We start from the raw sequence: 12547 nt of genomic DNA, 5'->3' as shown, positions 1-12547 counted from the left end.
ACATGGATCCACTGACAATTGTTATTATTGCACTACTTTTCTTTGCACTGGCAGTGCTTTTAACGGCCTTTTTCTTAAAATCTGCAATATTGATGTCACACCAGCAGGATGAAGATATAAACCTGAAAGAAAAGAAATTATAAAATTTATATGTTTCATTTCGGGCAGGACTTATCTATCAGTATAAACATATACTATGCTAGTTGGTATAGTTTATATTAGATTTCTAAACGCAGGTGGTTTTTTGTCGGAAACAGATTACAAAAGTGATGTACATATTATCACAGAGAAGGTAAAATCCGAAGAACCTATTTTAATAGAAGGGTTCCCGGGTATCGGGCTTGTGGGTAATATTGCAAGTCAGCAAATAATTGAAGAACTCGGTATGGAATATATAGGTTCCATAGAATCTCGTTATTTCCCTCCTATAGCCGTGCTCTATGAGGGTGTAATCAATATGCCTGTAAGGATATATGAAAATCCGGCTCTCAAGCTAATAATGGTTGTGTCGGATATCCCCATCAATCCTTCTATTTCCTATGATGTAAGTAAGGCCCTTGTTGATTGGGCCCAATCGGTAAATGTAAAGGAAATCATTTCAATTGCCGGAATTGCTACCGCGAGTGAAGAACCTATTGTCTTCGGTGCTGCTACAACTGAGGAAATGCTGGAGCGCATAAAAGAAAAAGTGCAAATCTTCCAGATGGGTACAATATCGGGTATATCCGGCAGTATTATGGCGGAATGCTTTATGCGTAAACTTCCTGCCATCAGTCTTCTGGGGGCTACACAAACCCAGAATCCGGATCCAAGGGCTGCTGCAGCTGTAATAAAGATCCTAAATGACCTGTGTGATTACTCAATAGATACGGAAAGTCTCATCGAGCAGGCTGAGAAGATTGAAGTTGAGATGCAGAAACTTGCAGAAGATGTGCGGTCCACAGAACAGCCATCTTCCGCCAGAAAAGAGTTCCCGATGTATGGGTGATATAAATGGAATATGTTGCTTTAACCGGAATCTCTCACGATGTAGTTACAGATCTTAAGAATCATGGCTTAAGGACTATTGAGATTAGAAGTCCTCATAATTTTTTCACGACACTGAATCTGAACGTAGGAGAAAATATTTTCCTTACTTCTACGGGTACACAGGATTTGACTGCAGGCACGAAAGGTATTATTGTAAAACTAATGCAGCATCAGGTTTCTACGCATCGTATAATTAACGGTACGGATAATTTTTACGAGGAAAGAGAAATGACCATGATACGTATCCAGCTGCAATCTAAATGTGTGGCAAGGGTGAGGAAAGTGCTCTCCAATCAGATAGGGCAGGTAACCCTGGTGGATGCAGAAGAGATATCCTACTATGATGCCCGTTGATCAATCAAAGGTATCCGGGATTATTCCCAGTGCCTTTTCTACTTTTTCCAGCATGTCATAGCGTATTCCGATAGGTACTTCTTCGCTGCTATACTTGCTGTGTTTTCTGGATCCCTTGCATCCAAAAGACAGGCCGATTCCTTTATCCAGAGCCCCTGCTATACAATCACTGCATACAGAAGCTGCGCCGATTGTTTGAATATCTGCCGGCGTTCCATTGTAATAGGCCATCGCCTGGATTATTCGCATTGCCTTTTCCGGTCTCAGGTACAAAATACAAAGATCAAAATTAGTGCTGTTTTTTGAAAGAGGTTCGATTTTCAAAGTTCCGTATTCTTTTTCAAGCCGGCAGAGGGAAAGGATTGCATTTTCTGCGATTTCGTATGATGCGTATCTACCGGAGTTGAAATAATATTCAGCCGGAGGTTCACTGCTTTTGCCAAGGATGAACTTGCAGACTCTGCATCGTTGTGCTTTTATCAGGGATTGTTTTCCATATCTTGCATCGGTAATAATTTCGCAGAAGAGTTTCTCCGACAAGTCCCCTTTCGTACTGTTCTGGAATGTAATACAAACCGGACTTCCTTCATCCATAATGCCCTTTATGTTTTTCATCCACTCATGTGCCACTGCTTTTACCCCATTTCTTTTTCTCTTCTCCTGCACATCGATGAGCAATCCTTAATGGTTCAGGCATTTTGTTTCCTTTCAGGCACTTTTTTGTGATCTCCAGGCAACTCCTGATGGATGTAAGATGTCCGACTGTAATTACTATTGGTTTTGTTTCGGGCAATACTTTAAGGAGCCAGCCTTTTTGTTTTCTTCCATGATATAATGGCTGGGCTTCATTTCCTTTTTGTGGTATTTTTGCCCTACCGCAAAAATTCTTTTTGTAATCCCTATTGTAGGCTTATCCAGGACCACTCCAATATGAGAGGCAAATCCGGCATTTGCAGGATGGGTGGTACCACAGGCATTGATCATAAGCAGATCAGGTTTGTGGCTGAGCTTCTGGTAGGCTCTTATTGTCCCTTCTCCCTCACGAAATGAAAAAAATCCCGATATATAAGGAAAACTTATCTTTCCAATATGAACTGTCCTTTCGACAAATTCCATTGTGGGATATTTTAGTACGACAATACAGCATATTACAAGATCTTTGAAATAGGTACAGTCCGCACCCCCAATAAGTTTGATATTTTCAAACCCATCAGTGGTGACTACCTGTCTACCTATTTCTTCCTGCAGATTTCTGAACCACTATAAAGCCGAATAGGATAATATTTTCATGAAATTTCTGTCTTTATCGTGGTAAACACAGGTCCCCTTATGTCTATTTTCTTGTTTTTGCCGGTCACATAACGCTGGGCAAGGGGGGATAGTTTAATGTTGATTTCTGCAGGTGTCTTTATTATTCGTGCACGTGTTTCAATTTCAGTATCGTCTTTTGCAACAGCATCTTCGACCTCGCTTGCTGCCTTTGCCGCCAGTGCTTCAATAAACCTGACACCGGTCCTTGCTGAATGGTTGGAAAATGCTTTTTTCCATTTTTTATTATTTGGCAATCCCAAGATGTCGTTATTGTAAATTACAATCTCATTAAAAGCAGCCGGGCCACAGAGTTTAGTGTCTTCTTCGGGTTCAATGACTGAAACCTTTACATTGTGCCCTTCAATTTCTCCTTCCCATGCAGGGACTCGCAGGGGCTGTGTTCGGATGCATGGGCCTCACACTGCTCAACAATGGCTTCGAATATTTCCCTCCCCTGAGGTGTTTCGGGTATCATGTCAATTTCGACATGCCTGGCAAGTTCGCTGTCGGATATCTCCCATTCAGAGTACAATTCCATCTGTGGATAGCTCATGCCTCGCAGGTCAGTGGCCTCATGGATGATCATGGCAAGCCTTTCAACCCCAAGGCCCAGATTCATCACAGGGTAGGGAATATCATATTTTGAAAGAGGTATCGGGGAATATATTCCAAAAGTAGCAATTTCTACCCATCCATCCGAATATTTGGTATTGGAATCTACAAGTTTTGGATGGTATGCAAATACCTCTATCTGGGTATCAGGACTGTAATATTTACTGCGTTTTTCATCAGGCCTGAACTGGAATTTCTCAAAACCAAACTGTGATAGCAGGGCCTGGGCAACAGCTTTTCCGTGATCTACAGTCACATCCTCGTCCATGATAACACAGGATGCTGAATAGTAGGTCATAAGTCTGGCAGCATCTTCCTGTTGTTCCCTGCGGAAGCACCTGTCGATGGAGAACAAATTGAATGGGGGTTCACGGCGTTTGAGAATCTCTGAGAGACTGATAAACCAGCCGGAGGTCATATGACTGCGCAGGGTACGTTTGCCTGCTTTGGGTGTCAGTTCTTTAAATTCCGGGAATACCTGATCTATGACTTCAACTATGAGGGAATCTGACACGTCCAGCTTTGCGGCCATTTCGGGGACAAGATCATCGCCTTCGATCTCTCCTTTCTTATAGGCGTGCAGGACCTTTCGTATTATATCAATATCTTCTGTGGAAAGATCTCCCAGCATTTCTTTTATTTTAGATATACGCTCATCGGATATGCCGGCATTTGGTCGGGGAAGTCCTGCCAGATAGAAACATCTGTCAAGTACGGCCAGTGCTTCATGGCCGAATTGTTTGTGTACTTCCTGTTCATCAACAATGATGGGATTCATCATTTCCTCAAAACCCATGCGGAGATAGGCTTCCCTGAGTTTTGCAATAGTATCATAAACAGGATGGGGTTTACCATAGTTGAGTGATGTTATAGGATAGCGTTCATTGAACAGGGGCTTTTTGACATACTTTGCGCTATCGTTCCAGGCCCTGTCAAAATCTTCGCTGGCATCTTCTCTTATTTTATCAGGATCGAATTTCATATGAGTTCCCTTTTAAATTTGCTTTATTTCCTGAGAATTTGTCATTAATTTCTGGAATTTATATTGCTGTAATGCATGTGTCAGATCTCCTCTGGTCTTTTCATTCAGGGACCTGAGTACATCCGTGTGCCGCCTGAGGTTTGCGGTAATTACGTCGGGGTAATCAAACATGATCAAAAGTGAATAAATGTTATCCATTATCTGTAAATATTTTTCCCCTTCTGCCACTTTGTCTTCTCTTATCAGATCGAGTACATGCCTTCTCAATTCCCCGCCTGCCTCTGCTAGGCCATTAAGATAGGCTGAATCTTCTACTTCCATCTGTTGAGGAGTTGGCAGTTCTTCAAGTGTCTTATTTTCACATAGTAAAGAATAGGTGATAATGCATTCCGCATATTCCTGCTGTGCCTGTCCCACAGGTCCTTTGTAATAGATTTCAGGGTATTTACCCAGGGTTTCATTCATTTCCCGGAGATAATTATGGGCAGTCAGGAGATTCTTTTCGACAGTATCCCTGTCTTTGCGATGAATGGCGATAGTAGTTGTGCGGCACGCTCTTACAATTTTACGTGATAGGGCCAGACCTTTTTCCCGCGCAGCATCCTTTTCTTCAAAATTTCCAATAAGGATGTCGGTAATAGAATCCATGTTTCCTGGGAATTATCTAGATATTAAAAAAAGATACCTGATGAATTATTCATCCACAGGTATTGTTTCAAGCTGACTTGCTACATTCCAGATTAATGTACGGGTATGAAGGGGAATGTTGGGGTCATTGCTGATGTCTTCAAGAATGGATATGCTTGAAGAAGCTCTCAGGAAAAGGGCTTCACTGTCATCGTTTAACTTTTCCACGACTTCGGTTGCGGAGCGCCTGATATTTCTTGGGACTGAATTATCGTTTGCTATGTGCTCCAGTACCTGTGTGCATTGCTCTATAACATCTTTAGTATTAACAGACAGCATTTTCATCACCTTGAGTTAATTAGGGATATAAAATAAGGGTTAGTTCTGTATGTCTAACTAATAATCTCATATAAAAACTTACCCGTTTGCTGGAATCTTATCTTATGAAAGTTGTTGGTTCTATTCAGTCAGATTTAAATTCCTGGGTGGACTATTACCTCTTTGTACTGAATGTTGTATTCCGGTTACATATTATTCTTTTAGTTGTGATGTGATAATAATGGGAAGAAATGATGACGATGCTAAAGTAAGAAGAATTTCCAAATTGCTTGAGCTTGGTGGCACAATGCTTGCACAACATTGTGATACTTGTGGCTCTCCTTTATTCCGTTATCAGGGTCAGGTCCTATGTCCCCTATGTAACGTTGCAGAAGAGGGGGAAGAGGCCCAGGATGAAAAGATAGAGGAAACTATTCCTTCTGTTGAAACAGAAGTATCCACCGGCAAAAAAGAAGAGTTTGAAACAGGGCCTGTTGAAAGTAAACCAACAGTTGCTTCGGAGCAACCGCACACTAACCTTCAGGAACCAGTATCTGATGCATTGCACGCTGAAAGGAAGGGGTCAAGTCCCCTTGAGCAATTGATTGAATCCAAACTTGTGGAAATAGCAAAAAACATTCAATCAGAATCAGACCCCCGGCGTGTAGAAGACGCTTTTGACCTTATCGAGAGGGGAATGAATATTCTGGAGAGGATAAGGCACAATTCCTGATCTTATCCTTTATATTCGCTACAAACCACTTCCCTTATACGTGCAGCGGTTTTAGGACCAATGAGTTTCACTTCCCTGAGCTCTTCTTCACAAGCCTTCATTACAGCCTCAACAGACCCGAAATGTTCAAGCAGGTTGCGTGCTGCCTGTGGTCCAAGCCGGGGAATTGCGGATACAATATATTCCTGCTGCTTTGAAAGGATTGGAGCAGCTTTTTTCCCGTGAGGATTGATAGGTTTTTTATCCTTACCCTGCTGTCTTTTAGCTATCTGGAGTATGAGAGCTGCTGTTTCTTCTGCATCTCTGGTATGGAGAATAGTTGTTTCAAAATCCATTGATATTGATAACATTGCACCGTATATGGAAGATGGATTGATACGACGGGCATTGAATAGTCCTTCTCCTTCGATAATCAGGATGGTTTTTTCATAAGTACGTGTCAGGTTTGAAATCTGCTCGAAGAGCTTCCCCTCAATAAGTGAATTCACGAAATCCACGGTTTCCTTTCTCTCAATAGCGACATTCTCACTGACAACGTAATCTCCCACTTCGAGGGTTTTTACACTAAGGGCTGCACCTGCTTTTTGTAGATTGCGTGTTACAGTACTGCGTATCTCTCTTTGGTCCGCCACGACTTCCGGCCCGGTGTCATCTGCAGGTTCTGCACTGTTGTCGAAATCTTCAAGACTGCGCTGCTTTTCTTTAATGAAAGGATTATCTTGTTCTTCTGTGGACAGTGTTTCCTGGAGTTGTCTGATATTTCCCTGCATCTTCTTTTCCCGGTTTGCACTGCTCCAGTAGTAGCCTTCGTCCCGGGTTCCCTTTGTTACCAGAACTACAACCCTGCCGGCATGTTTGCGGCCGGTTCTCCCCTTTCTCTGGATACTGCGTATTTCCGAAGGGATTGGTTCATAAAAACAACCAGGTCTGTTGCAGGTATATCCAGTCCCTCTTCAGCAACGGAAGTTGCAACAAGTACATTGAAGTTTCCCTGTTTGAAATGATCGATAATTTCGACCTGTTGTTTCTGGGTCAGGCCTTTGTCTTTGTATTTTGAACTCTGGCCTACGAATTTCACTGGATTTATATCTTCAATCTCCGATAGTGCATCTGTTACCATTTCTGCTGTATCCCTGAAATTGGTAAAAACGATAACTCTTGAATCCGGATTGGAGATTAATTCTTCTTTTACAATGTTACACACGGTCTCAAGTTTGGGATGCTCTGCACCGCACTCTTTAAGACGTGGGATAATTGCCTCATGAACAGGTCTTCCATGAGTCTTTTAGAAGCTTTACTCGCTCCCTTTGTACAGGCTTCCCTCTCCAGGCGGTCCACATACTTGGCAAGAGCCCCTACTCCTTGGGTTTCAATGACTTCTATTGCATGGCCTGCTTTGAGGATTTCTGCCATGAGGGATATGGAACTGTATACAGAAGGATCAGGGTTTCCACTTCTGAGTTGGCCCTGCATTTTTCTCTGGAGTCCCAGTAGTTCCTTTTTTGAGGTTTTTTTCCCGTAAGGCAGTCTGTATCCCAGTTCATCCAGTTTTTGGATCCTGTCTTCCAGGACTTTATCGAGTAAATCCTTGAGCCTTTGCATTTCATCGGGCAATTTTAAGTGAACCCATTCGACTTGCTTATGGTGGATATAAGGGGCAACATCAGAATCGTCTTCTGTTTTGACTGCCACTTTTTCGATATGCAGACTTTCGCAGACCTCTGCTATCTTTTCATCTGAGTTTCCCGGGCTTGCGGTAATTGCCAGGCACAGGGGTTCTTTTGCCTGGTTGAAGTATTCCTCTGCAATGTAGGTATATGAATAGTTTCCAACAGCACGGTGTGCTTCATCGAATGTTATGTGGGCCACATCCCGAAGACTGATCCTTTTTGTGAGCAGGTCATTCTCGATAACCTGGGGCGTGGATACTATTACCCTGCCCTTTTCCCACATATTTTCCCTCTTTGCAGGAGGAAGATTTCCCGTAAATGTCATCACTTCTTCAGGTTCCAAATTTAACATCTGGCTAAAAAAAGCTGCGTGTTGTTCGACCAGTGGTTTTGTGGGTGATAACATTACCACCTTTTTTCCCGTAGCCTCCAGTCTTGACGCCATGACAAGCAGAGCTACTATTGTTTTGCCCAGTCCTGTGGGAAGGACTACCAGTGTAGAGGAAGATAGTGCTTTGCCTGCCAGGTCAAGCTGGTAGAGACGTTGTTCGACAGAATCGGGTTTAATCAGGGGATGTTGTATGTACTTTACCATATTACCCTTTACTTATCTTTAAAGGGGAAATAACAAACAATTTTTATTAATAGCTTAGCAAAGCGGATTGAAAGTATTAGAGGGGGCTTCCGGCCTCCTCAAACACCATATTTCCACTGATTAATTTTTCCAGGTTTTCTTCAAGATCGCTTACAGGGGTGCGCACCTGCTTCATGGTATCTCTCTCACGAATTGTAACGGTATTATCTTCAAGGGTGTCGTAGTCGATAGTTACCGAATATGGAGTGCCGATTTCGTCATTCCTGCGGTATCTTCTTCCGATTGTTCCCGAATCATCATAAGCTACCATCAATCCCATGTCCTTGAGGTTGCTTACGATCTGCCTGGCTTTACTGACCAGTTCATCACTGTTTTTCATAAGTGGCAGGACTGCTACCTGGATGGGGGCGATTTCGCTTTTGAATTTGAGAAGAATACGCTCTTCTTCCTTTTCTTCCTCAGCTGTAGGGGCCATTTCAGCTTCATAAGCATGTTCCAGTAATGTGTAGAATATCCTGTCGATTCCATAGGACGGTTCTATTACATGGGGTACCACAGTTTCCCCGCTTATTTTCTCTTCCACTTCCTCAGCTGAAACAACATCTTTTGGTACTGAAACTTCTTCGCCGTTGACTACTACTTTTATATCGCCATCTTTTTCAAGTTCTTCAGGCCCGAGTTGCTTGAGGGCTTCTGCAACATCCTTTGCTTTTTTCCTGAATAGGGGGCCTAGTTTTCCCATATCTGGTTTTACAGCAAATTTTTTCACCATTTTAGGTTTATCATATTCAATATAGACAGCCAGCTCGTTTTTGCTCATTTTTGTATGGGCAATCAGATCATAGTCGGTCCGATCAGCAATACCCACTGTTTCTATCCATCCAAAACGAACCGTTTTGATTTCGGCATCCCAGCAATCGATTGCATAGTGTGCCATTTCATCCTTCTTATGCTGGCGGAATCTCAGTTTGTCAGGAGAAATACCAATACGTTTGAGGAAGCGATTGGTAAGGGCAATATGATAGGCAAGGAATTCGTGGGCAATGATTTTGTTGTCGATTGCTTCCCGAATTGTCATTTCTTCCAGTTCTCCTCTTTCCTGGGCTTTATCGGAATAAAGTATTATCAGGTCATTCTCCACTGCAGTAATTTCGGGGTGTGTTTTTTCTTCCGGATGGGTGAATATTTCAGCTTCAGCCTGGGTAAATTCCCTGAGTCTGATGACACCCTGTCGCGGGGAGATCTCATTACGATATGACTTACCGATCTGGGTTACGCCGAAAGGCAGTTTTTCCCTGTAATAACGCGCCAGCCTCTGGAAATCAATGAAGATTCCCTGGGCGGTTTCCGGACGCAGGTATCCGGGTCTGCCATTACCGGGTCCTATGCTTGTCTCAAACATCAGGTTAAACTCTCTGGCCTTTCCGAGTTTCCCCTCACATTCCGGGCAGCAAATATCATATTTGCTGATCATCTCATCTACTTCTTCGTTACTCAATGCATCAGCAACCGCTACATAGTCTTCAATCAGGTGGTCTGCCCGGAATGCCTCTTTGCATTGTTCACACTCACACAGGGGTCGGAGAAACCACCTACGTGACCGGAAGCTACGAAAATGTCCTCAATGCCGATGGTAGGAGTTTCGATTTCCATGAAGCCTTCCCGGACAACATAGAATTGTCTCCAAATGTTTTCTATTCTGCGTTTCAGGGTACTTCCCAGGGGTCCGTAGTCATAGAATCCGGCAGTACCTCCATATAATTCAAAAGAGTTCCACAGGAATCCGCGTCTTTTTGCCAGTTCGATAACCTGCTCATATTTATCCATAATTTAATCCTCGATAAATGGTATAATATCTATGAAAGTGATCTCATTCTCCATATTTCCATGACATTTAATTCTATCGAACTATTTCAAAATTGCACTATAATTATGAACAATTAAAATCCAATAACATTTGTTCATTTATTGGGAATGTGTGATCTGTCAATATTTTCAGATCATATCTATTTGTATATATAGCTTACAATTTCTCATCATAATGATGATATTATCAAAAAGTATTTATAGGGAACTGTATATACACTATAATTAGGCAAGGCCATTTTCATATCGTACCACCACCACCTAACATATCTTCATTTGGCCATACCACTTACATGGTCTTGCTCTCTTCTTTTCAAATTTTATCTATTGAGGACTTCTTCTACAGATTCTCCTCCATGTACAATGCGGGATATTTTAGATACGGTAACAACCGGGTCTTCGGACTGGAATACATTTCTGCCGATTGCAACACCTTTGCCGCCTGCCTCCAGTGAATCATGTATCATCTGCAGGAGGTCTTCTTCTGTTTCCATCTGGGGGCCGCCTGCTATAACAACAGGTACCGGGCAGCCTTCCACGACTTCTTTGAATGAATCAATATCTCCTGTATAATTTGTTTTTACGATATCTGCCCCCAGCTCGGCACCAACTCTTGCAGCATGTTTCACATACTCTGCATCATGTTCTGATGCTACGCGGGGTCCTCTGGGATACATCATTGCCAGAAGTGGAATTCCCCACTCATCACAGCCCTTTGCAATTCTCCCAAGGTCCTGCAACATCTTTGCTTCATCATCTGCACCTATATTTATGTGGACTGATACTGCATCAGCGCCCACTTTTATTGCTTCTTCAATGGTGGTAACCAGTACCTTGTGATTTGGGTCAGGGCCAAGGGATGTTGAACCGGAAAGATGGATTATCAATCCCACGTCCTTTCCATATCCTCTGTGGCCGTATTTGGGAAGACCCATGTGCCCCAATACTGCGTTTGCACCACCTTCAGCGACTTTATTTACAGTAGTAGGCATATCTGTCAGTCCTCTTAGAGGCCCGGCCCCGACTCCGTGGTCCATTGGTATTATTATTGCGTTTTGTGTATTACGATCAAATATGCGTTCGATCCTTACGGATTTGCCAATTTCACTCATGTGTACTCTCCTGTACATATTTGTACATGTGTTTTTATAAAAAATTATTGTAAGCAGGTATTCTCATTCTGGTATTTACCATTGTATCCTTCAGCCACTTCTGTGTGCAGAGTATAAAATACAAGTTGTATAAGACGCGCGTTTTTTTGCAGTTTCAGGCCATTAGGGTTATACACAACAAGTAAACATTCACTTCTGCCCCGGTATCCGGCATCCCATACAGCAGTTTCCAGAGTCGCTCCGGCACGTATCAGGCTTGACCTTGGTGTTGCGAGTGCTGCAATATTTTTGGGAATATTAACGATTTCATTGAAGATAATTTTGTATATGCCCTTTTCAAGATCAATCCATTCCTCATAAAAATCAAGAGGTATACTTTCAGGAATTTGCCTTTTTGAATTATCAAAATCGATGGTACCCTTTCCATTTAGTATGTGCACACTCTCAAGTGTAAGTTCGATTCCATTGGGTTGCACCTGAAGTTCTTCATCCACAAACCCTTCGACAAGAGGCTGCTCCCTCTCCAGGAGTTTGTTAAGTTCGTTTTTTGATAGCATTGTCATGTGTTATAAACCTCTTTTTTGTATTTCTATTGTAAGGCAGTTTTTATATCATTCTGTCCCAATATTCAGTAAGATACTTTGGACGGGGGTATTTTATGTTGAACCTTATCATTCAAACAATTCTGATCATTATTATACTTGTTTCAATATATCTTGTTCGTAATAATAAAACTAAACTCCATTGTCGCATAATGGGGTTTGCTTTGTTTGCACAGCTTTTGTCGACAATATTTTTTATGTACCCTGCTATGTCTGGTGTAAGATCTACTTATTATTTTAACACGTTTTTCAATATTGAACTGCTTTTCCATCATGGATTGGGCCTTTTTGTCCTTCTTTTGGGCCTTTACGTAGAATTACTTTTTGTGGGCAGGGTTAAGGATATTCTCAATCGGTTCATTGCAATGAAACTCATAGCTGCATTATGGTTCCTTTCTTATCTGCTGGGGGTCCACATCTATCTTGTGATGTACTATTGAATCTCAGGTTGATTGACTCTCTTCTAATAAACAACTGCAGACATCTTTTCAACTCGTAAAACAGGAGTCCCCTTCCGTGAGGTAGGGGAGGAATGCGTCCAACAATTCACAGTAAAGCATTTATAGTTTGCGTGTGAATATAGTAGTATATGTTTCTTACTAAAACAATTATCTTGAAATTGGTTAATCCTGATAATGATTTAGTGGAAACTGTGAAGAAATATTCTGATGGAATGAACTATGCTTCCGAAGTTCTTTTTGATAAAGGTAAACCAATTCCAGCAATGAAATTACAG

General features: G+C 42.1%; 13 protein-coding genes and 3 pseudogenes. 5 read left to right on the top strand and 11 right to left on the bottom strand.

From position 1 onward, the window contains the following. Positions 1-2 precede the first annotated feature (2 nt). The 3 genes from C9889_RS10015 to C9889_RS02345 all read left to right on the top strand — a co-directional run bounded on the left by C9889_RS10015 (position 3) and on the right by C9889_RS02345 (position 1383). Complete coding sequence (locus C9889_RS10015; protein ID WP_157769641.1) at positions 3-143, top strand: hypothetical protein; 141 nt, start codon at positions 3-5, stop codon at positions 141-143. A gap of 101 nt (positions 144-244) precedes the next feature. Then, a complete protein-coding gene (locus tag C9889_RS02350; RefSeq protein ID WP_164999256.1) occupies positions 245-988 on the top strand; it encodes a proteasome assembly chaperone family protein in 744 nt (247 codons plus the stop codon). Between the two features lie 5 nt (positions 989-993). Next, positions 994-1383: a DUF473 domain-containing protein gene (locus C9889_RS02345; RefSeq protein WP_129596887.1), complete on the top strand. Its 390-nt coding sequence runs from the start codon at positions 994-996 to the stop codon at positions 1381-1383. Here the strand turns inward: C9889_RS02345 and C9889_RS02340 are convergent, their stop codons facing one another. The 5 genes and pseudogenes from C9889_RS02340 to C9889_RS02315 form a co-directional block, all read right to left on the bottom strand. Further along, the gene (locus C9889_RS02340) at positions 1384-1998 is read right to left on the bottom strand and encodes a DUF169 domain-containing protein (protein ID WP_225419950.1); all 615 of its coding nucleotides are present in this window, start codon (positions 1996-1998) and stop codon (positions 1384-1386) included. It lies immediately after the preceding gene. 4 nt (positions 1999-2002) lie between these two features. Further along, positions 2003-2571 (bottom strand): annotated as a pseudogene (locus C9889_RS02330) (endonuclease V). A 98-nt stretch (positions 2572-2669) separates the two neighbouring features. Further along, positions 2670-4288, bottom strand: a pseudogene (gene sepS / locus C9889_RS02325) (O-phosphoserine--tRNA ligase). 12 nt (positions 4289-4300) lie between these two features. Next, positions 4301-4936 carry a translin family protein gene (locus C9889_RS02320; protein WP_129596881.1) on the bottom strand — a complete coding sequence of 212 codons (636 nt, stop codon included), beginning with the start codon at positions 4934-4936 and terminating at the stop codon, positions 4301-4303. Positions 4937-4981: 45 nt separating this feature from the next. After that, positions 4982-5254, bottom strand: a complete 273-nt coding sequence (locus C9889_RS02315) for a UPF0147 family protein (protein WP_013037155.1) — start codon at positions 5252-5254, stop codon at positions 4982-4984. Positions 5255-5474: 220 nt separating this feature from the next. Between C9889_RS02315 and C9889_RS02310 the strand changes: the two genes are divergently transcribed. Further along, positions 5475-5966, top strand: a complete 492-nt coding sequence (locus tag C9889_RS02310; RefSeq protein WP_129596878.1) for an Sjogren's syndrome/scleroderma autoantigen 1 family protein — start codon at positions 5475-5477, stop codon at positions 5964-5966. Positions 5967-5968: 2 nt separating this feature from the next. Here the strand turns inward: C9889_RS02310 and C9889_RS11030 are convergent, their stop codons facing one another. The 6 genes and pseudogenes from C9889_RS11030 to C9889_RS02290 form a co-directional block, all read right to left on the bottom strand. Next, positions 5969-6736: an ERCC4 domain-containing protein gene (locus C9889_RS11030; RefSeq protein ID WP_318531490.1), complete on the bottom strand. Its 768-nt coding sequence runs from the start codon at positions 6734-6736 to the stop codon at positions 5969-5971. Positions 6737-6801: 65 nt separating this feature from the next. Further along, on the bottom strand, positions 6802-7170 hold the full coding sequence (locus C9889_RS11025; protein ID WP_318531489.1) for a helicase-related protein: 369 nt from the start codon (positions 7168-7170) through the stop codon (positions 6802-6804). Beyond that, entirely contained in the window at positions 7155-8231 is a 1077-nt protein-coding gene (locus C9889_RS11020) for a DEAD/DEAH box helicase (protein WP_318531488.1), read from the bottom strand. The genes C9889_RS11025 and C9889_RS11020 overlap by 16 nt, the downstream gene beginning before the upstream one ends. Positions 8232-8307: 76 nt before the next feature. After that, positions 8308-10058, bottom strand: a pseudogene (gene glyS / locus C9889_RS02300) (glycine--tRNA ligase). 359 nt (positions 10059-10417) lie between these two features. Next, positions 10418-11209, bottom strand: a complete 792-nt coding sequence (locus tag C9889_RS02295) for a 2-amino-3,7-dideoxy-D-threo-hept-6-ulosonate synthase (protein WP_129596876.1) — start codon at positions 11207-11209, stop codon at positions 10418-10420. Between the two features lie 44 nt (positions 11210-11253). Then, a complete protein-coding gene (locus tag C9889_RS02290; RefSeq protein WP_129596874.1) occupies positions 11254-11772 on the bottom strand; it encodes a deoxyuridine 5'-triphosphate nucleotidohydrolase in 519 nt (172 codons plus the stop codon). A gap of 248 nt (positions 11773-12020) precedes the next feature. On the opposite strand from C9889_RS02290, the gene C9889_RS02285 reads away from it, so the two are divergent. Next, on the top strand, positions 12021-12251 hold the full coding sequence (locus tag C9889_RS02285; protein WP_129596872.1) for a hypothetical protein: 231 nt from the start codon (positions 12021-12023) through the stop codon (positions 12249-12251). The last annotated feature ends 296 nt before the right edge of the window (positions 12252-12547 follow it).

Origin of the sequence: Methanohalophilus profundi (assembly GCF_004137855.1) — an archaeon.
GTDB lineage: Archaea > Halobacteriota > Methanosarcinia > Methanosarcinales > Methanosarcinaceae > Methanohalophilus > Methanohalophilus profundi.
The sequence above is the reverse complement of the archived record's forward strand: the minus strand, read 5'-3'. Positions and strand labels throughout refer to the sequence as shown.

Bases quoted from the DNA above. Each gene is read 5' to 3' on its own strand.
- C9889_RS02345 (WP_129596887.1), top strand. From the start codon at position 994: ATGGAATATGTTGCTTTAACCGGAATCTCTCACGATGTAGTTACAGAT.
- C9889_RS10015 (WP_157769641.1), top strand. From the start codon at position 3: ATGGATCCACTGACAATTGTTATTATTGCACTACTTTTCTTTGCACTG.
- C9889_RS02290 (WP_129596874.1), bottom strand. From the start codon at position 11,772: ATGACAATGCTATCAAAAAACGAACTTAACAAACTCCTGGAGAGGGAG.
- C9889_RS02295 (WP_129596876.1), bottom strand. From the start codon at position 11,209: ATGAGTGAAATTGGCAAATCCGTAAGGATCGAACGCATATTTGATCGT.
- C9889_RS02315 (WP_013037155.1), bottom strand. From the start codon at position 5,254: ATGCTGTCTGTTAATACTAAAGATGTTATAGAGCAATGCACACAGGTA.
- C9889_RS02310 (WP_129596878.1), top strand. From the start codon at position 5,475: ATGGGAAGAAATGATGACGATGCTAAAGTAAGAAGAATTTCCAAATTG.
- C9889_RS11020 (WP_318531488.1), bottom strand. From the start codon at position 8,231: ATGGTAAAGTACATACAACATCCCCTGATTAAACCCGATTCTGTCGAA.
- C9889_RS02320 (WP_129596881.1), bottom strand. From the start codon at position 4,936: ATGGATTCTATTACCGACATCCTTATTGGAAATTTTGAAGAAAAGGAT.
- C9889_RS11030 (WP_318531490.1), bottom strand. From the start codon at position 6,736: ATGCAGGGAAATATCAGACAACTCCAGGAAACACTGTCCACAGAAGAA.
- C9889_RS02340 (WP_225419950.1), bottom strand. From the start codon at position 1,998: ATGAAAAACATAAAGGGCATTATGGATGAAGGAAGTCCGGTTTGTATT.
- C9889_RS02285 (WP_129596872.1), top strand. From the start codon at position 12,021: ATGTCTGGTGTAAGATCTACTTATTATTTTAACACGTTTTTCAATATT.